Origin of the sequence: Microbacterium sp. MMO-35, assembly GCF_037147555.1 — a bacterium.
Lineage (GTDB): Bacteria > Actinomycetota > Actinomycetes > Actinomycetales > Microbacteriaceae > Microbacterium.
Genome location: NZ_JBBCVH010000001.1, coordinates 288,241 through 306,377, shown reverse-complemented (window position 1 = coordinate 306,377; position 18,137 = coordinate 288,241). Strand labels below are relative to the sequence as shown.

Sequence of the window (18,137 nt, the reverse complement as noted above, 5' to 3'; positions counted from 1 at the left end):
TAACGCGTGGGGACGTTGACCCGAACACCCGCACTCTGGGGAGTGCGGGTGTTCCCATGTCCGGGGGCGATCGCAGGCCTGCCTCTTTCCTGGGAGAACCCTATGACGATAGATTGCATCGACGCCTGGTTCTTCAGGCTCCGACCGCGCCCGACGAAGGGGAGCGGTCGCTGACCCGAGGGGGACCAGGATGACTGCACGTGTGCCCGGACGCCGACGCGGGAAGGCCGCGCTGACCGCGCTGCTCGCCGCGGCGCTGATGTTCACCGGAGTGGGGGCGGCCAGTGCCGCTCCGCCGGCGGGGAGCGGCGCGATCAGCGGGACCGTCACGAGGACCGCGGACGGACTCCCTGCTGCGGGCGTGTACATCACCGTGACGGGCGACCACGGCCACTTCGCCGCCTCGACCGATGACGCCGGTGAGTATCGGATCCCGAATGCGGCGCCGGGGCAGTACACGGTCAACTTCAGCGACCCCCGCCTGGCTCTCGCCCCCCAGTGGTGGGACGGCGCTTCGAGCCCGCAGGCTGCGACGCCGATCACGGTCACCGATGGATCCGAGCTCACCGGCATCGACGCGCAGCTCGACCCGGCCGTGTCGATCCGCGGATCCGTGCTCCTCGACGGCTCGACGGATCTGCGCGGGCACTCGGCGAGCATCGCGGTGATCGCCGAGCAGGACGGCCAGTTCATCGGGATGACGTACGTCCACGCCGACGGGACCTACGGCCTCACGGTCGGCCCGGGCAGCTACACGGTGCGGGTCGAGGGCACAGAAGGCTTCGCCTGGGCCATCGCTCCGCAGTACTACTCGCACGCCGACTCTGCGACGGACGCGACTCCGGTCGTCGTCTCGGGGACCGGCGACACCACGGGCATCGACTTCGACCTGTCCTCGCTCACCGCCGACGTCGCGCTGTCGTCCGCGACGGCGCATCCCGGTGATGCGGTGCGCGTGACGGCATCCGGCTTCGCCACCGGCGAGCCGGTCCAGATCGAGCTGCACTCCGCTCCGGTCGTGCTCGCATCGGTGACTGCCGGGGTCGACGGCACCGTCGACACCACGGTCACGATCCCGGCGGACATCGCGGCGGGCGAGCACCGGATCGTGCTGGTGGGGGCGATGTCGACGCTGACGGGCGGCGCACCCCTCACGGTGACCGCTGTCGCTGCCCCCGGCGGATCGGACGGATCCGGATCGGGGAACGGCTCAGCCGGCACGGGCTCGACCTCGTCGGGCTCCGCCGGTACGCAGCTGGCTGCGACCGGCGCCGACGTCCCGCTCGGCATCGTGGGTCTGGGAATGCTCCTGCTCGTGGCCGGCGCGGTGCTGATGCGCGTCCGCCGCCGGCAGCAGGCCTGATCGGGCTGCGGTCGGGCGTGCCGGGGCCGAGCGGGATTCGCCCGCTCCGGCCCCGCCGTCGCGCGATGGCGCCCACTCGGGTCAGTCCGCGAGCACCCGCTCCAGCACGGCGGCCACTCCGTCCTCGGCGTTCGAGAGGGTGACGTCATCGGCGGCGGCCAGGGCTTCGGGTTCCGCGTTCGCCAGGGCGACGCCGCGACCGGACCATCGCAGCATCTCGACGTCGTTGAGGGCGTCCCCGAAGGAAAGCACCTCGGTGCGATCGATGCCGAGCCGCGTGCACAGTTGCGCGAGGCCGGTGGCCTTGGTGACTCCCTCGGCCATGACCTCCACGAACGGCGCTCCCGACAGGGTCGCCGCGAAGCCGGCCCGGTCCAGGGATCCCAGCACGGCGAAGATCTCCGGCGGGGAGATCGTCGCGTGGCGGATCACGAGTTTCAGGCTCGGTGCCGCCAGCACCTCCGCGAGCGGCACGGCGCCCATGGTGCGCGGATCCCGCTTGTGGTCGCTGAGCGTCGCGACCTCGGCGTAGCCCTCCTGCGCGACGAACACCTCGCCCGCCTCGCGCACGCTCGCGAAGAGCAGCCCATCGATCCGCGCGCCCAGCTCGCGGGCGATCCGCTGCTGCACCGGCACCGCGATCTCCGTGGCGAACAGCTGCTCGTGCGATCCGAGATGGATGCCATAGGCGCCGTTGCCGCACAGGGCCCAGCCGTCGAACCCGGCCTCCTCGGCGATCGCGCGCAGTCCGATCGGCTGCCGCGCCGTCACGGGCACGACGACGATGCCGGCGGTCCGCGCCGCGTCGAGCGCCGCCCGGGTGCGGGCGGTGACGTGTCCAGAAGGATCCAGCAGGGTGCCGTCGAGGTCGGTGGCGACGAGCCGGATCGGCCTCGGAGGGACGGCTCCCTTGCGGGCGCGCGCCGTTTCGTCTCGGTCGCCTTCGGCGTCCTCGCTCGACGACTCCGGGGGGCGGGGATCCGCGGAGTTCACGCGAAGATCATCGGCATGTCGTCGTCCTCGTCGGCGCCCGCCAGATCGAGGTCGACGACCACCGGCACGTGGTCGCTGGGCTGCTCGCCCTTGCGCTCCTCGCGGTGGATCGAGGCGCCCTTCACCGCGTCGGCGAAGGCCGTGGATCCGAGCACGAAGTCGATCCGGATCCCCTCGTTGCGCGGGAACTTGAGCCGCTGGTAGTCCCAGTAGGTGTATCCCTCGGGCAGGAGCGGCCGCACGACGTCGTGCACGCCCGCCGACTCCAGTGCGAAGAAGGCGGCGCGCTCCTCGGGGGAGACGTGCGTGGACTTGCCGACCACGATGTCCGGATCCCCGTTGTCGTGGTCGAACGGGATGATGTTGAAGTCGCCGACGAGGGCGAGCGGCAGACCGGGCTTCGCCTCGAGCTCTGCCGCGGTCGAGGTGCGCAGCGCGTCGAGCCAGTGCAGCTTGTAGGCGAGGTGCGGATCGTCGAGCGAGCGTCCGTTGGGGACGTACAGGCTCCACACCCGCACGCCGTTCACGATCGCGCCGAGCGCCCGGGCCTCGAGCGGCGCGTCGGGGCCCTCATGGCCCTTCGCGAAGCCGGGCATGCCGTCGAACGCCGTGCGGACGTCGGTCATCGGCTCACGGCTCGCGATCGCGACGCCGTTCCACTGGTTCAGGCCGTGCACCTCGACGTGGTAGCCGGCTTCCTCGAAGGGGGCGTAGGGGAACTGCTCCGGCTTGCACTTGATCTCCTGCATCGCGAGCACGTCGATGTCCTCGCGCACGGCGAACTCGACGGTGCGGGCGACGCGGGTGCGGATGGAGTTGACGTTCCAGGTGGCCAGGCGCATGGATCCAGCCTACGGGCGGGCGCGGACACCGCCGACCGTGCGGGGACCGTGCGGGGTGCTTCTGCATCTCGCGGCGCCGGTCCTGCGTACGGCGGGCTCGGCCGGTCGTGCACCGGGGCGGGACGGATCCCCGGGAACGCACGGCGATCGCAGGGATCCGGACCGGATCCGTTTGCATTCCGTAGGGATCGGGTCCGTTCCGCGCACCTGGCGCGCACCGTGGATCCATGGTCATCGAACAGCGAACCACGCCCTCGCAGCATGGCGCCTCCCCGCACGCGCTGCACCGCTCCCGCCCGCACTGGGGCTACCTGTCGCGCTCGGTCAGCCGCTACGGCGTGGTCTCGAGCACCCTCGTGATCTATTCCCCGGACGCCCCCGCACCGGAGCGGTGCCGGGCCGAGCTCTCCCGCGGATACGGCGTCTTCGCGTTCGGCGGCGGCCTGCTCGTCTGGATCGGCTGCGCGGCCGCGGGCATCGCGCCGCTGGCCGCGCTCGTGGCGATCGCGGCCGTCACCGTGCCGGTCGGCATCGTCCTGGCGCGCGGCACCCGCGCGGTGCGCTGTACGGCGGCGACCGTCACCGCGTGCTGCTCGGGGCTCCGCGTCGACGGCGAGGACCGGGATGCGCAGCGCCGGCTCGACGCCCTGGCCGACTCGATCCAGGGCGCCAGCGCCGCCTATCGCGCGGGGGCGCTCGACCGTGAGGGCTTCGAGCGCGTGTGGCGAGCGGTCTACACGCACGCCGCCTGACCGGCACGCGAAGGCGGGACCCCGGATGCGAATGACGAAACGCGGCCCCCGGGAAGGGGCCGCGTTTCGTCTCGCGCGGCCTCGCGGCCTTGCCCGCTCAACGACCTCATGAGGCAGGGGAGCGACGCGGGGATGCGGAAGGTCAGCCGCGCGCGGCCTGCTCGGCCTTCTTCTCGCGGCGCAGACCGTGCAGCAGCGGCTCGGTGTAGCCGCTCGGCTGGGCGGCGCCCTCGGTGATGAGGCGACGGGCCGCGGTGAACGCGATCCCCGGCTCGGCGCCGTCGGCGAAGGCGAGCGGCTCGTAGTTCGGGTCGCCCGCGTTCTGCGCATCCACGACCCCGGCGAGGCGGCGGAGGCTGTCGTCGACCTGCGCCTCGGTGATCACGCCGTGCTGCAGCCAGTTCGCGAGCAGCTGGCTCGAGATGCGCAGGGTGGCGCGGTCCTCCATGAGGCCCACGTCGTGGATGTCCGGCACCTTCGAGACGCCGATGCCCTGGTCGATCCAGCGCACCACGTAGCCGAGGATCGACTGCACGTTGTTGTCGACCTCGGTGGCGACGATCTCCGGGGTGAGGTCGCCCTCGGCGGCGAGCGGCGGAACCAGCAGCCGGTTCAGCGCCTCGTCGTCGACGGGCGGCAGTGCCGCGCGCGCGGCGAACGCGTCGACCTGGTGATAGTGCAGGGCATGCAGCGTCGCTGCGGTCGGCGACGGCACCCAGGCGGTCGATGCGCCGGAGAGCGGGTGCGCGATCTTCTTCTGCAGCATGTCGTGCATGAGATCGGGCTCGGCCCACATGCCCTTGCCGATCTGGGCGTGCCCGGTCAGTCCGGATGCGACGCCGATCGCCACGTTGCGGTCCTCGTACGCCTGCATGAACGGCTGCGCCTTGATGCCGGCCTTCGGGAGGAACGGGCCGGCGTGCAGCGAGGTGTGGATCTCGTCGCCGGTGCGGTCGAGGAAGCCGGTGTTGATGAAGACGACGCGATCGCTCGCGGCGGCGATCGCGGCGGCGAGGTTCGCCGAGGTGCGACGCTCCTCGTCCATGATGCCGACCTTCATGGTCCCGGCCGGAAGGCCCAGCAGCTCCTCGACGCGGCCGAACAGCTCGGCCGCGAACGCGACCTCCTCGGGGCCGTGCATCTTGGGCTTCACGATGTACATGGATCCGGTGCGCGAGTTGCTGCCCTTGTTGGCGCCCTCGAGTTCGGGGAGGGAGCCGAGCGCGGTCATGATCGCATCGACGATGCCCTCGAACACCTCGTCGCCGTTGCGGTCGAGCACGGCCGGGGTGCGCATGAGGTGGCCCACGTTGCGGACGAACAGCGTCGCACGGCCCGGCAGCGTGACCTCTCCGCCGTCTGCCGTGCGGTAGACCCGGTCGGCCGCGAGCGAGCGGGTGAACGTCTTGTCGCCCTTGGTCACGGTCTCGGTGAGGCTGCCGTCCATGAACCCGCGCCAGTTGCGGTAGCCGAGGGCCTTGTCGTCGCCGTCGACGGCGGCGACCGAGTCCTCGAGGTCGAGGATCGCGGTGAGCGCCGACTCCAGGATGATGTCCTGCACGCCCGCGGCGTCGGTGCGGCCGATGGCGCCTGCGCGGTCCACGAGGATCTCCGCGTGCAGTCCGTTCTGCACCAGCAGCACGGTGGCCGGCGCGTCGGCGTCGCCGGTGTAGCCGACGAAGCGGGTCGGATCCGCGAGGCGGCGGTCGCCCGTCGCGGTCGACACGACGAGGCCGTCCGCGTCGACGCGGTAGCCGGTGGCGTCGCGGTGCGATCCCTCGGTCAGCGGCGCGATCTCGTCCAGGAACTCGCGGCCGAACGCGACGACCTCGGCCGCGCGCTTCGGGTTGAACTCGCGGCCGGGCGCCAGCTCGCCCTCGCGGGAGATGGCGTCGGTGCCGTAGAGCGCGTCGTACAGGGATCCCCATCGGGCGTTCGCGGCGTTCAGTGCGAAGCGCGCGTTCAGCAGCGGCACGACCAGCTGCGGGCCGGCCATCGTGGCGATCTCGGGGTCGACGTCCGACGTGGTGACGGCGACCTGCTCCGGCACCGGCACGAGGTAGCCGATCTCGGTGAGGAAGGCGCGGTAGGCGGCCGGGTCCGGCTGGCCGGGGTTCTGCCGGTGGAACTCGTCGATCTGCTGCTGCAGCTCATCGCGCCGGGCGAGCAGCGCGGCGTTGCGCGGCACCAGGTCGTGCACGATCGCACTCGCGCCCGCCCAGAACGCCGTGGCGTCGCGGCCGGAATCGGCAAGGGACGCTTCAGCGAACTCGACGATCGGCGCGGCGACCGACAGGTCAGCGCGGGAGAGGTACGAGGTCATAGTTCCATTCCTTCTGTGCGGGCGCCGAGGCGCTTCAGGGTTTCGAGTGCGATCTCCGCGTCGAGCGCGGGCGGACCGCCGGCGATGCCGAGGCCGCCGACGTGGTCGTCGCCGAAGAAGATCGGCACGCCCCCGTCGATGGTGGTCATGGTGCCGCCCGTGCCGAGCGGAAGGGTCGCCGCGAGCGCGTCGGCGATCTGCCCGGTGCGGCGGCGGATCGACGCGCTGCTCTTCGCCTTGCGCTGCGAGGTCTCGGCGCTGTGCGGGGTGGAGCCGTCGGCCATGCCGTAGGCGATGAGTGTCATCGACGGATCCGCGACGGCGGCGACCGTGGGCAGGCCGCGTTCGGCGCCGATCTCGAGGGCGAGCGCCACGGCGCGGGCGGCCGTCTCGTACGTGATCGTGACGGTCTGTCGGTGCGTGGACATCGGCGTCTCCCTCGGCGTGATTTATCTCGATGTCGAGATTACCTCTCGGAAGGAGATTATCACAATGTGAAGCTTAAGTTCCACATCTTGAAAGAAGGTGCCGCGTCGGTCCCGGATCCTCCCCGCCGCTCACCGCTCGGAGGGATCCGCCGTGCCGACGAGGATGCCCCGCGCCAGCACGTGGAAGTGCCGGTTGAAGCCGAGATAGGCGGGCGTCTCGTCGCCGTCGAGGTCGATCTCCTCGATGTCGAGCGCGTCGACCGTGATGACGTAGCGGTGCACGCCCGTCCCGGCCGGCGGGGCGGCGCCGATGTAGCGCGGCAGGCGCGCCTCGTTCGGCAGCGTGATCGCCTGGGCGGGGAGGGATCCGGGTTCGCCGTCGCCCGCGCCCGCGGGCAGTGAGCGCACGTCGGCCGGGATGTTCGCGACGGCCCAGTGCCAGAAGCCGGATCCGGTCGGCGCGTCCGGGTCGTAGACCGAGAGCGCGAAGCTCTTCGTGCCCGCCGGTGGCTCGCCCCAGACCAGGCCGGGAGACCGGTCGTCCCCGCCGCGCGACTCCGACCACGCCCAGACGGGCAGCGGCCCGTCCGCGTCGAAGTCGGGGCTGGAGAGCTCCAGCGGGGGCACCGGCTTGAGCCGGGCGAGGGCGGCGTACGTGTCGACGTCGAGCATGCGGTCCTCCAGTCGCGGCGGCTCGCATCGCGTCGCTCGCGGTGTCGAGACGGCCACGGCCCATCCTCGCACCGTCGGGGCGGACGCGACCAGGGCGGATCCGCTGTGGTCGTACTCCTGTGGCCGGGGGCCGCCGTCCTAGACTTGAGCCGTGACGCTCAGCACCCCCGAACTCGAAGCAGACCGGCAGGCCCTCATCGGCCTCATCACCGACGAGGCCGTGTTCCACGGAGACTTCACGCTGGCCAGCGGCAAGAAGGCCACGTACTACGTCGACATGCGCCGGCTCACCCTGGACCACCGTGCTGCGCCCGCGATCGGCCGCATCGTGCTCGACCTGATGCAGGGGCTCGAGGGCATCGCGGCCGTGGGCGGCCTGACGCTCGGCGCCGACCCCATCGCCAACGCCGTGATGCACGAGTCGGTGCGCGCCGGATCCCCGGTCGACGCCTTCGTGGTGCGCAAGGAGCCCAAGGACCACGGCCGCGGCCGTCAGATCGAGGGCGCCGACGTCGCCGGCAAGCGCGTGGTCGTCGTCGAGGACACCTCGACCACCGGCGGCTCGCCGCTCAAGGCCGTGGAGGTGCTGCGCGCCGCGGGCGCCGAGCCGGTCGCCGTGATCTCGATCGTCGACCGCAAGACCGGCGCTCAGGCCGCCGTCGAAGCGGCCGGGCTGCAGTGGCTCGCCGCGATCGACCTCGACGACCTCGGGCTCGCGCCGCAGTGACCCGCGATCGTCGCGACATCCGCAGGATCCGGACTCGCGTGCACGACGGATCCGCGGATCCGATCCTGCAGGCATCGCCGCATCCTGCCTCCGTCCCCGCCGCGATGAGGAGCGCCGAATGACCGGATCCGAGGACCCCCGCATCGCCCTGGCCGTCGACGTCGGCGGCACCAAGCTCGAGGCCGCGCTCGTGCGCGCCGACGGGACCGTCGTCGACGGCACCCGCAGTCGCCGCCCGACCGGGCCGGAGGCGACACCCGACTCGCTGCGCGCCGCGATCGGCGAGGTCGTCCGCCACGCGCTCGCCGGCCGTGACGCCGACCACGAGCTGATCGGCGCGGGCATCGGCAGCGCCGGTCCCGTCGACCGCGAACAGGGCACCATCGTCCCCGTGAACATGCCCGGCGCGCACGGGTTCGACCTGCGCGGTGCCGTGCGGGACGCCGCCGCGGCCGCGGTCGGCGCACCGGTGCCGACCGTGCTCGCGCACGATGGCGGCTGCCTCGCGCTCGCCGAGTCGTGGCTCGGCGCCACGCAGGGCGCTGCGGCGTCGCTGTCGATCGTCGTGTCGACGGGCGTCGGCGGCGGCTTCGTGGTCGGCGGGCAATACCTCCCCGGCGCGTCGGGCAACGCCGGCCACCTGGGACAGGTGCACGCCGCCGAGGGGCTCACGGTCGAGCAGGTCGCCTCCGGGCCCGCGAGCGTGGCCTGGGCCCGCACGCAGGGCTGGTCGGGCGAACAGGGCGAGGACCTCGCGCGTGACGCGGCAGTCGGGGACCCGCTCGCACGGGCGGCGATCGAGAGGTCCGCCCGCACCGTCGGCGCGGCGCTCGCCGATGCCTCGACCCTGGTGGATCTGGAGGTGGTCGCGATCGGCGGCGGGTTCTCCCGCGTCTCCGCCGACTACATCGACCTCGTCCAGGCCGCGCTCGTGGCCACCGCCGCGCACGACTACTCCCGGCGCACCCGCGTGGTGCGTTCCGGACTCGGCGACGAGGGGCCGCTCATCGGCGCCGCGGCGCTCGTGCTGCGCTAGGCGCTCGTGCTGCGTCAGGCGCTCGTGCTGCGTCAGGCGCTCGTGCTGCGGTAGCGGGCGGCGCGGGATCGAGCTCCGTTCCCGGGGACGTTGAGCGCGGGATCGAGCTCCGTTCCCGGGGACGTTGAGCGAGGACGCGCAGCGACCGAGACGAAACGCGGTTCTCTGCAAGGGCGCCGCGTTTCGTCTCGCGCGGCCTGCGGCCGTGCTCGCTCAACGACCCCGGGCGCGGGGTGCGGCCGTGCTCGCTCAACGACCCCGGGCGCGGGGTGTGGTCGGCCGGGCTCAGCTCTTCCGCGGCGGGTCGTCCTCATCCCAGGGGCCTTCCCACCAGGCGCCGCGGTCGCGGGCCGAGCCGCCCCGACGGCTGCGAACGAACTGCACGATCCACGCGGCGAGGGTGCCGAGCGCGATCACCAGCGCGACCCAGAGGATCGGGTTCGTGCTCACGGCCGCTTCCCCTCTGCCGCGTCCGCCACGATCTTCGCGATGCGGGCGGCCCTCGTCTCGGGCCGCTTCGCCATCGCGATCTGCGTGAGGCCGAGCTTCTTCACCGACGGCGGGAACGCGTCCCACCCGGCGCGCGCGAGGGGTGCCGCGTCGAGGGCGGCGGCGAGGTCGTCCGGCTCGATGCCGGCTTCCGGGCCGTCGAGCACCGACCAGGCGCCGTTGGCCTTGGCGATCTCGATCGCGCGGATCCCGGCCGCCTCGAGCAGGCCCGCCTCCTCGAGCAGCGCGATCCGGGCCTTGTTCGTCGCGGCCCACCCGCTGGACGCACGGCGCGGCGCGAACCACAGCCCGCCGATGCGCTCGTCGAAGCTGCGCACGGGGCCGTCGATCCACCCGAAGCACAGCGCCTGCAGGATCGCCTCCTCATAGCCGACGTGCACGTCGTCGTTGCCGGGGCGGGGGCGCACCAGCCAGGCGCCGGTCGCCGTCCCGTGGTTCGCGGCGAGCCAGGAGCGCCAGGCGGCGGCGTCCGCGGCGACGACCCGCTCGCCCTCGTCGAGTGCGCCCATGCTCAGTCCCGGGAGGCCTTCGAGGCCTTCTGCGGGATCGTGCGGATCGTCTCGGTGATCCGGGGGAGCAGATCCGCCACCGACTGCACGACCTCGTCCGGACGGAACGGGTACTTCTCGATCTCCGCCGTGTCGCTGATCCCGGTCAGCACGAGCACCGTGTGCAGGCCCGCCTCGATGCCCGCCACCACGTCGGTGTCCATGCGGTCGCCGATCATGCCGGTGCGCTTGGAATGGGCGCCGATCTTGTTCAGCGCCGAGCGGAACATCATCGGGTTCGGCTTGCCGACCACATACGGATCCCGCCCGGTCGCCTTGGTGATGAGGGCGGCGATCGCCCCGGTGGCGGGCAGCGGCCCGTCGGCGCTCGGCCCCGTGGCATCGGGGTTGGTGACGATGAAGCGCGCACCGCCGTCGATCAGGCGGATCGCCTTGGTGATCGCCTCGAACGAGTAGTTGCGCGTCTCGCCGACCACGACGAAGTCGGGGTTCGTCTCGGTCATGATGAAGCCCGCGTCGTGGAGGGCCGTGAGGATCCCGGCCTCTCCGATCACGAACGCGGATCCGCCGGGGAGCTGCTGCTTCAGGAAGTCGGCCGTCGCGAGCGCGGAGGTCCAGATCCGCTCCTCCGGCACGTTCAGCCCGCTCGTGCGCAGCCGCGCGGACAGGTCTCGCGCGGTGAAGATCGAGTTGTTGGTCAGCACGAGGTAGGGGATTCCGCTGCTCTCCCAGTTGGCGAGCAGCTCGGACGCACCGGGGATGGCGTCGTTCTCGTGCACAAGCACACCGTCCATGTCGGTGAGCCAGCATTCGATGTCGTCGCGTTGTGCCATGCGCCCAGCCTAGAACCCGCGGGTTACGGGCGGATGACGGCGCCGCCCACCGCCGAACTCAGGTCGGATCTGCGGGGGAGGGCCGGAGCCGGCTCCGTTCGCCCCCTCGGACGGGATCCGGCCTGAGTTCGGCGGGCGGAGCTCTGGCGCCGTCGACCCCGAAGCCGGCGTCAGGCCGACAGCCAGACGGCGTCGGCGCCGTCCGTCGGGAGCTCGACCTCGGCGCCGTCGATCCTCAGTCCCTCGGCGGTCACCGTGACCTCGCCGCCGATCACCAGACCGGCCGACTCCAGGGAGCGCAGCAGCTCGGGATCCCGGTCGTCCACCCGCAGCACCCGGCCGGTGTGGCCGGCGGCGGCATCGGCGAGCAGGACGAACGGCTCGCGCTCGATGCGGCCGTCCGCACCGGGGATCGCGTCGCCGTGCGGGTCGAAACGCGGCCTGCCGAGTCGGGCGTCGATGCCCTCCAGCAGCCGGTCGCTGATGGTGTGCTCGAGCACCTCGGCCTCGTCGTGCACCTCGTCCCACGCGTAGCCGAACTCCCGCACGAGCCAGGTCTCGATGAGGCGGTGCCGTCGGATGATCGCGAGAGCCCGCTGCTCCCCGTCGTCGGTGAGGCGCACGGCTCCATAGGGCACGTGCGAGACGAGGCCCGACGCGGCGAGCTTCTTCACCATCTCGGTGACGCTGGACGGGGCGATGCCGAGCTTGGCGGCGAGCTGCGACGGCGTGATCGGCGCCGGCTGCCATTCGGTGTGCGCGAACACCGTCTTGAGGTAGTCGTCGGCCGCGGGGGATGCCACGGATCCAGCCTAACCTCTCCGCCTCGTCGTCCTCCTTCGAGTCGTCTCCCTGGGCACGGTCCATAGGTCGTCCTCAGGGGGACGACTCGGAGAGCGGGGGTCAGTGGCCGAGGGAGGACAGCACGGAGAACGCCGCCTGGCCTGCGAAGAACATCACGATGAAGCCCGCGGCCGCGCCCAGCAGCGAGAGGCGGCCGTCGAATCCCTCGACGCCGCGCATGCCGATCGCCCTGGCGCGGAACGCCAGGATCAGGGTGAGCGCGCCGAGCGCGAGCTGAACCCAGGGGCTGCCGACCGGCATCAGCTTCGGCACGGCGATCAGGAGCACCCCGAGAGCGGCGGTGACGAGCGACGCCCAGGTGCAGATCCGCACGGCGCGACGCGCGGCGGCCTGCGCTTCGGCCTTCTCTGCGGCGCGCTGCGCGGCGGACGGGCGGCGGGATCGGGCCATGCTCCGAGCCTACCCGCGGCGGCTGTGCTCCCCATGCGGGCCGGATCCTCCTTCCGGTGGATCCGGTGGCCGTGCGGGATCCGGTGGGCGTGCGGGATCCGGTGGGCGTGCGGGATCCGGGGTGCTGACCGCGAGACCGAACCTGCGCCCCGAGACCGCGCGATTCATCGTCGGTCTCGGGACGCAGGTTCGGTCTCGCGGGAATGGCGAACCGGGCGCGGCGCGGCGGCCGGGCGCGGCGGCCGAGCGCGGCGGCCGGGCGCGGCGGCCGGGCGAGCGGTCCCCGACGAGCCGGGCGCGGGCGGCGGGAGCGCGAAACGGGTCAGGATCCGGTCAGCAGCAGCCAGAGCAGCACCGCGTTGAGCGCGATGAGCAGGGTCACCGCCACGATGCCGGCGACGGTGGTCCACGGCCGGTTGGCGTAGGTCCCCAGGATCCGTCGCCGGGCGGTGAGCGCGACGAGCGGGATGAGGGCGAAGGGGATCCCGAACGACAGCGCCACCTGGCTGAGCACGAGAGCGAACGTGGGGTCGACGCCGAGCCCGAGGATGACGAGCGCCGGGATGAGGGTGATCAGGCGGCGCACGGGCATTGCGATGCGCACCCGCAGCAGGCCGTGCATGATCTCCGCGCCCGCATAGGCCCCCACCGCCGTCGAGGCGAGGCCCGAGGCGAGCAGCCCGACGGCGAAGAGGGTGCCGATGAGCGGGCCGAGCTGCGCGCTGATCGCGGCATGGGCGCCCTCGAGCGAGTCGGTGCCCTCGACTCCCGGCAGCGTGGCTGCCGCGAGCAGCAGCATCCCCAGGTTCACGGCGCCGGCGACGACCATCGCGAGGGTGACGTCCCACCGGGTCACGGCGAGAAGCCGTGCGACCGGGGTGCGCGGGGCGGACGGCGACGTCGCGACGGACGTGGTTCCGGCGGAGGGGGCGGCCGGCGCGCCGAAGCGATCGCGGGCGAGGGCGGAGTGCGCGTAGATCGCGTGCGGCATGATCGTCGCGCCGAGGATCGAGGCGGCCAGCAGCACGGATCCGGAATCGGTGAACCGCGGCGTCAGGCCGCCGAGGGCTGCGGCGGGATCCGGCGGGGCGACCAGGAGGCCGGCGAGGAACCCCACGGTGACCACGGCGAGGAGGCCGATCACGACGAACTCGAAGGGGCGTGCGCCGCGTCTGCCCTGCACCGCGAGCAGCGCCATCGACACGGCGCCGGTGATCAGTCCGCCGAGCAGCAGCGGGAGGCCGAACAGCAGCTGCAGCGCGACGGCGCCGCCGATGACCTCGGCGATGTCGGTCGCCATGGCGACGAGCTCGGCCTGCAGCCAGTACGCACGGCGGGCGAAGCGGTTGCGCAGACCGTCGCCGAGCAGCTCGGGAAGGCTGCGGCCGGTGACGACGCCGAGCTTCGCCGAGAGGTACTGCACGAGCCAGGCGATCACGTTCGCGACGACGACCACCCACACCAGCAGGTAGCCGTAGCCCGCGCCCGCCGTCATGTTGCTCGCGACGTTGCCCGGATCCACGTAGGCGACTCCGGCGACGAGTGCCGGTCCGAGCAGGGCCACGCCGCGTGCGGAAGCGGGCGCACCGGCGCGCCCGCTCGGCGGCGCGTCGATCACGGTCGTTTTAGGCACACCGAAAACCTATCCCATATTTAGGCGAACCGAAATATCTGATTCTCCGCGGCAACCCCGCGGCGACGGCACCCGCCGCCGCGGACGGGCGGGTGCCGTCGCCGGATACGCTGGCGGGATGCAGGATCCCGAGCCCGTCGCCGAACCCGAGCTCGATCCTCCGCACGGCGTCGGGCCGTGGGAGGGGGAGTGGCCCTCGGACGACCGCTTCGACCCCGAGCTGCTGGCGCACGGCGACCGGCGCAATGTCGTCGACGGATACCGGTACTGGCGCATGGAGGCGATCGTCGCCGACCTCGATAAGCGCCGGCACGGCTTCCACGTCGCGATCGAGAACTGGCAGCACGACATGAACATCGGGTCGATCGTGCGCAGCGCCAACGCGTTCCTCGCCGACACCGTGCACATCATCGGCCGCCGCCGCTGGAACCGCCGTGGCGCGATGGTGACCGATCGCTACCAGCACGTGGTCCATCACGAGACCGTGGCCGAGTTCGCCGAATGGGCGCGGGCGGAGCGGATCCCGATCATCGCCGTCGACAACCTCGACGGCGCGCTCCCCGTCGATCAGGCGGAGCTGCCGGAACGCTGCGTGCTGCTGTTCGGCGCGGAGGGCCCCGGGCTCTCGGACGAGGCGCTCTCCGCCGCCTCCGGGCACGTCGAGATCACCCAGTACGGGTCCACCCGCTCGATCAACGCCGGAGCTGCGGCGGCGATCATCATGCACGAGTGGTGCCGGAGGCACGCGGGCTGACCGGCACCGGCGGAGAGCTCGATGAAGAGGTGCGCTCAGTCGCGGTCGACGCCGAAGGTGTGCTTCATCAGGGCGCTCACGTCGCGGTCGACGGTGCGGACCTCGGTGCGCAGGCTCGCGAGCTCTCCCTTGAGATCCGTGCGCAGCTCGGCGAGCTCGCCGCGGAACTCTGCTCTGAGCCCCCCGATCTCGCCGGTCATCTCGGCGCGCAGTCCGCCGATCTCCGTGCGCAGGACGCGCGTGAACATCGAGGTCACGACGGCGATCATCCCGAACATGCCGGTCGCGAACACACCGATCAATGTCCACACCTGCGGTTCGTTCATGGTCAGCACCCCTCCAGTGTCTCCCGGATCCGATCAGCGTGCCAGGATCCGAGGCCCCTCCGTGGACGGATCCGGATCCTGTGCACACTCCGCCGTTCACCGCACCTGTGCGGATCGGGAGCGCGCTCAGACGGCGAGGGAGAGCCAGCGTCCGGTGCGCACGCGGAGGCCGAGCGTGACCAGGCGCGCGCACAGGTAGACGCCGAAGAAGGCGACGGCGAGCCAGACCAGCCCGGCGACACCGGAGACCCCGGTCGCGGCGATGATCGCGAGCGCGGGTAGGAAGGGGACGAGGTTCAGTCCGCCTGCGAGGGCGAGGTACCGCGCGTCGCCCGCTCCCATGAGCACTCCGTCGAGCACGAAGACGACGCCCGCGATCGGCTGGGCGATGGCGAGCACGATCAGCGCCGGCTGGATGAGTGCGGCGAGGTGCGGGTCGCCGGTGAAGGCGAGGCCGATGACGGCCGACAGGGCGGCGATGAGCGCGCCGACGATCACCCCGAACCAGGCGCCCCACGCGACGGTGCGGGCCAGCACGTGCCGTGCGCCGTTCGGATCCAAGGCTCCCAGGCTCTTGCCGATGAGGGCCTGCGCGGCGATCGCGAGAGCGTCGAGGGCGAACGCCGCGGCGGAGAACACCGTGAACACGACCTGCCAGCCGGCGAGCTCGCGCGTGCCGATGCCCGTCGCGACGGCCACGGTCGCGAGCAGCGCGACGCGCAGGCTCACGGTGCGCAGGAACAGCCACCCGCCGGAGCGCGCGGATCCGCGGATCCCGCTCAGCTCGGGGGAGATCGACGCGTCGTGACGGCGGGCGAGGCGGCCGATCACGAGCACGTAGACGCCGACCATGCCCCACTGGGCGACGACCGTGCCGAACGCGGATCCGGCGATGCCCCAGCCGAAGCCGTAGATGAACAGGGCGTTCAGCAGCGCGTTCGCCGCGAAGCCGATGCCGGCGATCCACAGCGGGGTCATCGTGTCCTGCATCCCGCGCAGCAGCCCGGTCGCGGCATAGACGACGAGCATGGCGGGCAGCCCCCACATCGAGGGCACGAGGTACGCGCTCGCCTGCGCGGCGACAGCGGGACTCGCGCCGAAGAGCGGGATCACGGCGGGGGTCAGCAGCGAGCCGATCACCGCGAGCACCGCGCCGAGACCCAGGGCGAGCCACATCCCGTCGATGCCGACCGACACCGCATCGCCGTGCTCGCCCGCCCCGAACCGTCGTGCCACCGCGGGGGTCGTCGAGTAGGCGAGGAAGATCATCAGGCCGACGATGGTCTGCAGGATCGCCGAGGCGATGCCGAGTCCGGCGAGCGGGGTCGTGCCCAGGTGTCCGACCAGCGCCGCGTCGACCATGAGGAACGCGGGCTCCGCGACGAGCGCGCCCAGCGCAGGAACCGCGAGCCGGACGATCTCGCGGTTCAGGCTCGGCGCCGCGCTCGGGGTCTCGCTCGGGATCGGGGAGGGCACCGTACGAGCCTAGGGGTGCGTGCGGACATCCCGGCCGTCCGGCGATCTCTCCTCCCGGCCCCCGGCCGCCGCCCGCCGGCCGACGTTAGGCTGAGAGCACCCGAGGTCCGACGAGAACCGGAGGAACCCATGGCCGACGACGAACAGAGACGCCGCTCGCACGCCGAGCGCCTGCTGAGCGCCACGCCTGCCGAGTCGACGGCCCCGCCGTCCACGTTGAACGCGGAGACGATGCCCGCGATCGTCGAGACCGCGATCCAGGTCGCGATCCGGCAGGGGCAGTTCGACGATCTGCCCGGCGCGGGCAAGCCCATCCCCGGACTCGGCGCCCACCACGATCCGGACTGGTGGATCCGGCGGAAGATCGAGCGCGAGAACCTCACCGGCCTCGGCCCGCCTGCGCTCATGCTCCGCGTGGAGGACCGCGAGCTCGATGCCCAGCTCGACGGGCTGCGCCGGGAGGTCGATGTCCGCGCCGTGCTGGAGGACTTCAACCGCAGGGTCATCGAGGCCCGGCGCCAGCTGCTGGGCGGCCCGCCCGTGGTGACGAGGCCGCGCGACGTCGACGCCGAGATCGCCGCGTGGCGGCAGCGCCGAGAGGTCGCGGTGGCCGCCGCGCCCGCCGCCGTCGCGGAGCCGAAGAAGCGCTGGTTCCGCCGCTAGACGACGGGCGGTGTCCTACCGAGCCCCCGCGCCTTGCGCCGGCGTTCCCACAGCCACACCACCCCGAGCCGCCCCGACCAGGGCAGGGCCAGCACGATGGCCGAGAGCAGCACCATCGCGGGGTACTGCGCGATGAGCTGATCCGACGACCAGTAGAGCATCAGCGTGGCGATGGATCCGAGCGCGGCGATCGTGGTCGTCACCCGGCCGAGCCCGAGCACGAGCAGGATCCCGAGCGCGATCTCGAGGGCCGGGATCGCGACCCCGAACAGTCCCGGCGCGGCCTGCATGAGTGCCCCGAGCGGGCGGAAGAAGAACGGGATCCGGGAGTTGCCGGCGGCGCCCTGGGCGACGAGGAGGATGTCGGCGGATCCGAATCCGGCCCGGTACTTCAGCACCCCCTCGCCGAGCCACAGCACCCCCGTCGCCACCCGGGCCAGGGCTCCGGCGAGAGCGACGACGAGCATCCCGCGGGCGGGGGCGGCGGGTCGCACGGAGGCCCGCGCGGCACGGGCCCCGGCGGCGGTCATGACAGCGCGGCGGCCCCGAACACCGCCTTGGCCTTGTCGCAGTGGATGACGACGTCCTTGTACATCGACGGGTCGACGCCGTTCAGCGGGAACGTCTGCGAGTCCTTGTCGAAGGCCACGGCGTCGATCTGCTTCCCGGCGGAGACCGCCGCCTCATCGGTGCCGTTCGTGAGGTAGACGTGCAGATCGGGGCCCTCGTCGGAGGAGAACCCGCTGAGGACCAGCTCGGATCCCGACACGGTGACCGTGCCCTTCACCGCCTTGCCGTTGAGCCCCATGAAGGTCCCGGTCATCGACGGGTGATCCATCGGCGACGACGACGCCATCGGAGACGAGCTCGACATGGTGTCGGCCGAGGGGGAGGATCCGGCCGGGGTCGAGCTGCAGCCGGCGAGGGTCAGTCCGAGGGCGAGGACGGCCACGCCGATCGAGGAGGGGACGAGTGCGGACCTGCGCATGATTGCTCCATTCCTGGGGAAGCGCCGACGACGAGGTCGCCGCCGGTCGTGAACG

At 72.3% G+C, this 18,137-nt stretch carries 21 protein-coding genes; 6 read left to right on the top strand and 15 right to left on the bottom strand.

The genetic code is table 11. From position 1 onward, the window contains the following. Positions 1 to 190 precede the first annotated feature (190 nt). Positions 191 to 1,363 (top strand): carboxypeptidase regulatory-like domain-containing protein, encoded by a 1,173-nt coding sequence (locus WFJ01_RS01355; RefSeq protein ID WP_336627981.1) that lies wholly within the window; start codon positions 191 to 193, stop codon positions 1,361 to 1,363. Between the two features lie 81 nt (positions 1,364 to 1,444). Here the strand turns inward: WFJ01_RS01355 and WFJ01_RS01350 are convergent, their stop codons facing one another. Both WFJ01_RS01350 and WFJ01_RS01345 read right to left on the bottom strand, forming a co-directional pair. Further along, the gene (locus WFJ01_RS01350; protein WP_336627980.1) at positions 1,445 to 2,356 is read right to left on the bottom strand and encodes an HAD family hydrolase; all 912 of its coding nucleotides are present in this window, start codon (positions 2,354 to 2,356) and stop codon (positions 1,445 to 1,447) included. Beyond that, positions 2,353 to 3,198: an exodeoxyribonuclease III gene (locus tag WFJ01_RS01345; protein ID WP_292883145.1), complete on the bottom strand. Its 846-nt coding sequence runs from the start codon at positions 3,196 to 3,198 to the stop codon at positions 2,353 to 2,355. The genes WFJ01_RS01350 and WFJ01_RS01345 overlap by 4 nt, the downstream gene beginning before the upstream one ends. 227 nt (positions 3,199 to 3,425) lie before the next feature. On the opposite strand from WFJ01_RS01345, the gene WFJ01_RS01340 reads away from it, so the two are divergent. Then, complete coding sequence (locus WFJ01_RS01340; protein ID WP_336627979.1) at positions 3,426 to 3,950, top strand: DUF6611 family protein; 525 nt, start codon at positions 3,426 to 3,428, stop codon at positions 3,948 to 3,950. A 142-nt stretch (positions 3,951 to 4,092) separates the two neighbouring features. Here WFJ01_RS01340 and WFJ01_RS01335 read toward each other — a convergent pair whose 3' ends face one another. The 3 genes from WFJ01_RS01335 to WFJ01_RS01325 all read right to left on the bottom strand — a co-directional run bounded on the left by WFJ01_RS01335 (position 4,093) and on the right by WFJ01_RS01325 (position 7,430). Continuing rightward, positions 4,093 to 6,273: a malate synthase G gene (locus WFJ01_RS01335; protein ID WP_251442950.1), complete on the bottom strand. Its 2,181-nt coding sequence runs from the start codon at positions 6,271 to 6,273 to the stop codon at positions 4,093 to 4,095. Next, on the bottom strand, positions 6,270 to 6,701 hold the full coding sequence (locus WFJ01_RS01330; RefSeq protein ID WP_251442947.1) for a GlcG/HbpS family heme-binding protein: 432 nt from the start codon (positions 6,699 to 6,701) through the stop codon (positions 6,270 to 6,272). The genes WFJ01_RS01335 and WFJ01_RS01330 overlap by 4 nt, the downstream gene beginning before the upstream one ends. 129 nt (positions 6,702 to 6,830) lie before the next feature. Continuing rightward, positions 6,831 to 7,430, bottom strand: coding sequence for a YbhB/YbcL family Raf kinase inhibitor-like protein (locus WFJ01_RS01325; RefSeq protein WP_251442945.1), 600 nt, complete (start codon positions 7,428 to 7,430; stop codon positions 6,831 to 6,833). A 94-nt stretch (positions 7,431 to 7,524) separates the two neighbouring features. On the opposite strand from WFJ01_RS01325, the gene pyrE reads away from it, so the two are divergent. Both pyrE and WFJ01_RS01315 read left to right on the top strand, forming a co-directional pair. Continuing rightward, positions 7,525 to 8,100, top strand: a complete 576-nt coding sequence (gene pyrE / locus WFJ01_RS01320) for an orotate phosphoribosyltransferase (protein WP_251442942.1) — start codon at positions 7,525 to 7,527, stop codon at positions 8,098 to 8,100. Between the two features lie 118 nt (positions 8,101 to 8,218). Beyond that, the gene (locus WFJ01_RS01315) at positions 8,219 to 9,136 is read left to right on the top strand and encodes an ROK family protein (protein ID WP_336627978.1); all 918 of its coding nucleotides are present in this window, start codon (positions 8,219 to 8,221) and stop codon (positions 9,134 to 9,136) included. A gap of 285 nt (positions 9,137 to 9,421) precedes the next feature. On the opposite strand, the gene WFJ01_RS01310 is transcribed toward WFJ01_RS01315, so the two are convergent. From WFJ01_RS01310 to WFJ01_RS01285, 6 genes are all read right to left on the bottom strand, one after another. After that, positions 9,422 to 9,586, bottom strand: coding sequence for a hypothetical protein (locus WFJ01_RS01310; RefSeq protein WP_251442938.1), 165 nt, complete (start codon positions 9,584 to 9,586; stop codon positions 9,422 to 9,424). Then, entirely contained in the window at positions 9,583 to 10,155 is a 573-nt protein-coding gene (locus tag WFJ01_RS01305; protein ID WP_251442936.1) for a YdeI/OmpD-associated family protein, read from the bottom strand. Before WFJ01_RS01305 ends, WFJ01_RS01310 begins: the two co-directional genes overlap by 4 nt. A gap of 2 nt (positions 10,156 to 10,157) precedes the next feature. Continuing rightward, a complete protein-coding gene (locus WFJ01_RS01300) occupies positions 10,158 to 10,988 on the bottom strand; it encodes an HAD-IIA family hydrolase (RefSeq protein ID WP_336627977.1) in 831 nt (276 codons plus the stop codon). 170 nt (positions 10,989 to 11,158) lie between these two features. Next, positions 11,159 to 11,791, bottom strand: coding sequence for a metal-dependent transcriptional regulator (locus WFJ01_RS01295; RefSeq protein WP_292883166.1), 633 nt, complete (start codon positions 11,789 to 11,791; stop codon positions 11,159 to 11,161). A 100-nt stretch (positions 11,792 to 11,891) separates the two neighbouring features. Continuing rightward, positions 11,892 to 12,242: a hypothetical protein gene (locus WFJ01_RS01290; RefSeq protein WP_251442930.1), complete on the bottom strand. Its 351-nt coding sequence runs from the start codon at positions 12,240 to 12,242 to the stop codon at positions 11,892 to 11,894. Between the two features lie 322 nt (positions 12,243 to 12,564). After that, complete coding sequence (locus tag WFJ01_RS01285) at positions 12,565 to 13,857, bottom strand: Nramp family divalent metal transporter (RefSeq protein WP_336628189.1); 1,293 nt, start codon at positions 13,855 to 13,857, stop codon at positions 12,565 to 12,567. A gap of 136 nt (positions 13,858 to 13,993) precedes the next feature. On the opposite strand from WFJ01_RS01285, the gene WFJ01_RS01280 reads away from it, so the two are divergent. After that, complete coding sequence (locus WFJ01_RS01280) at positions 13,994 to 14,629, top strand: TrmH family RNA methyltransferase (RefSeq protein ID WP_295034848.1); 636 nt, start codon at positions 13,994 to 13,996, stop codon at positions 14,627 to 14,629. A 35-nt stretch (positions 14,630 to 14,664) separates the two neighbouring features. Here the strand turns inward: WFJ01_RS01280 and WFJ01_RS01275 are convergent, their stop codons facing one another. Together WFJ01_RS01275 and WFJ01_RS01270 are read right to left on the bottom strand one after the other, a co-directional pair. Next, entirely contained in the window at positions 14,665 to 14,955 is a 291-nt protein-coding gene (locus WFJ01_RS01275) for a hypothetical protein (protein WP_292883173.1), read from the bottom strand. Positions 14,956 to 15,081: 126 nt separating this feature from the next. Continuing rightward, positions 15,082 to 16,431: an MATE family efflux transporter gene (locus WFJ01_RS01270; RefSeq protein WP_336627976.1), complete on the bottom strand. Its 1,350-nt coding sequence runs from the start codon at positions 16,429 to 16,431 to the stop codon at positions 15,082 to 15,084. A gap of 129 nt (positions 16,432 to 16,560) precedes the next feature. On the opposite strand from WFJ01_RS01270, the gene WFJ01_RS01265 reads away from it, so the two are divergent. Continuing rightward, positions 16,561 to 17,094, top strand: a complete 534-nt coding sequence (locus WFJ01_RS01265; RefSeq protein WP_336627975.1) for a J-domain-containing protein — start codon at positions 16,561 to 16,563, stop codon at positions 17,092 to 17,094. Here the strand turns inward: WFJ01_RS01265 and WFJ01_RS01260 are convergent. Together WFJ01_RS01260 and WFJ01_RS01255 are read right to left on the bottom strand one after the other, a co-directional pair. Beyond that, positions 17,091 to 17,624, bottom strand: coding sequence for a hypothetical protein (locus WFJ01_RS01260; protein ID WP_336627974.1), 534 nt, complete (start codon positions 17,622 to 17,624; stop codon positions 17,091 to 17,093). The two genes, WFJ01_RS01265 and WFJ01_RS01260, sit on opposite strands and share 4 nt — an antisense overlap. Next, complete coding sequence (locus WFJ01_RS01255) at positions 17,621 to 18,082, bottom strand: DM13 domain-containing protein (RefSeq protein WP_336627973.1); 462 nt, start codon at positions 18,080 to 18,082, stop codon at positions 17,621 to 17,623. The genes WFJ01_RS01260 and WFJ01_RS01255 overlap by 4 nt, the downstream gene beginning before the upstream one ends. Between the last annotated feature and the right edge of the window lie 55 nt (positions 18,083 to 18,137).

Excerpts from the sequence above, each read along its gene's own strand:
- WFJ01_RS01280 (WP_295034848.1), top strand. The coding sequence starts at position 13,994 with ATGCAGGATCCCGAGCCCGTCGCCGAACCCGAGCTCGATCCTCCGCAC.
- WFJ01_RS01305 (WP_251442936.1), bottom strand. The coding sequence starts at position 10,155 with ATGGGCGCACTCGACGAGGGCGAGCGGGTCGTCGCCGCGGACGCCGCC.
- WFJ01_RS01290 (WP_251442930.1), bottom strand. The coding sequence starts at position 12,242 with ATGGCCCGATCCCGCCGCCCGTCCGCCGCGCAGCGCGCCGCAGAGAAG.
- WFJ01_RS01330 (WP_251442947.1), bottom strand. The coding sequence starts at position 6,701 with ATGTCCACGCACCGACAGACCGTCACGATCACGTACGAGACGGCCGCC.
- WFJ01_RS01265 (WP_336627975.1), top strand. The coding sequence starts at position 16,561 with ATGGCCGACGACGAACAGAGACGCCGCTCGCACGCCGAGCGCCTGCTG.
- WFJ01_RS01335 (WP_251442950.1), bottom strand. The coding sequence starts at position 6,273 with ATGACCTCGTACCTCTCCCGCGCTGACCTGTCGGTCGCCGCGCCGATC.
- WFJ01_RS01300 (WP_336627977.1), bottom strand. The coding sequence starts at position 10,988 with ATGGCACAACGCGACGACATCGAATGCTGGCTCACCGACATGGACGGT.
- WFJ01_RS01275 (WP_292883173.1), bottom strand. The coding sequence starts at position 14,955 with ATGAACGAACCGCAGGTGTGGACATTGATCGGTGTGTTCGCGACCGGC.
- WFJ01_RS01340 (WP_336627979.1), top strand. The coding sequence starts at position 3,426 with ATGGTCATCGAACAGCGAACCACGCCCTCGCAGCATGGCGCCTCCCCG.
- WFJ01_RS01315 (WP_336627978.1), top strand. The coding sequence starts at position 8,219 with ATGACCGGATCCGAGGACCCCCGCATCGCCCTGGCCGTCGACGTCGGC.
- WFJ01_RS01260 (WP_336627974.1), bottom strand. The coding sequence starts at position 17,624 with ATGACCGCCGCCGGGGCCCGTGCCGCGCGGGCCTCCGTGCGACCCGCC.
- WFJ01_RS01355 (WP_336627981.1), top strand. The coding sequence starts at position 191 with ATGACTGCACGTGTGCCCGGACGCCGACGCGGGAAGGCCGCGCTGACC.
- WFJ01_RS01255 (WP_336627973.1), bottom strand. The coding sequence starts at position 18,082 with ATGCGCAGGTCCGCACTCGTCCCCTCCTCGATCGGCGTGGCCGTCCTC.
- WFJ01_RS01345 (WP_292883145.1), bottom strand. The coding sequence starts at position 3,198 with ATGCGCCTGGCCACCTGGAACGTCAACTCCATCCGCACCCGCGTCGCC.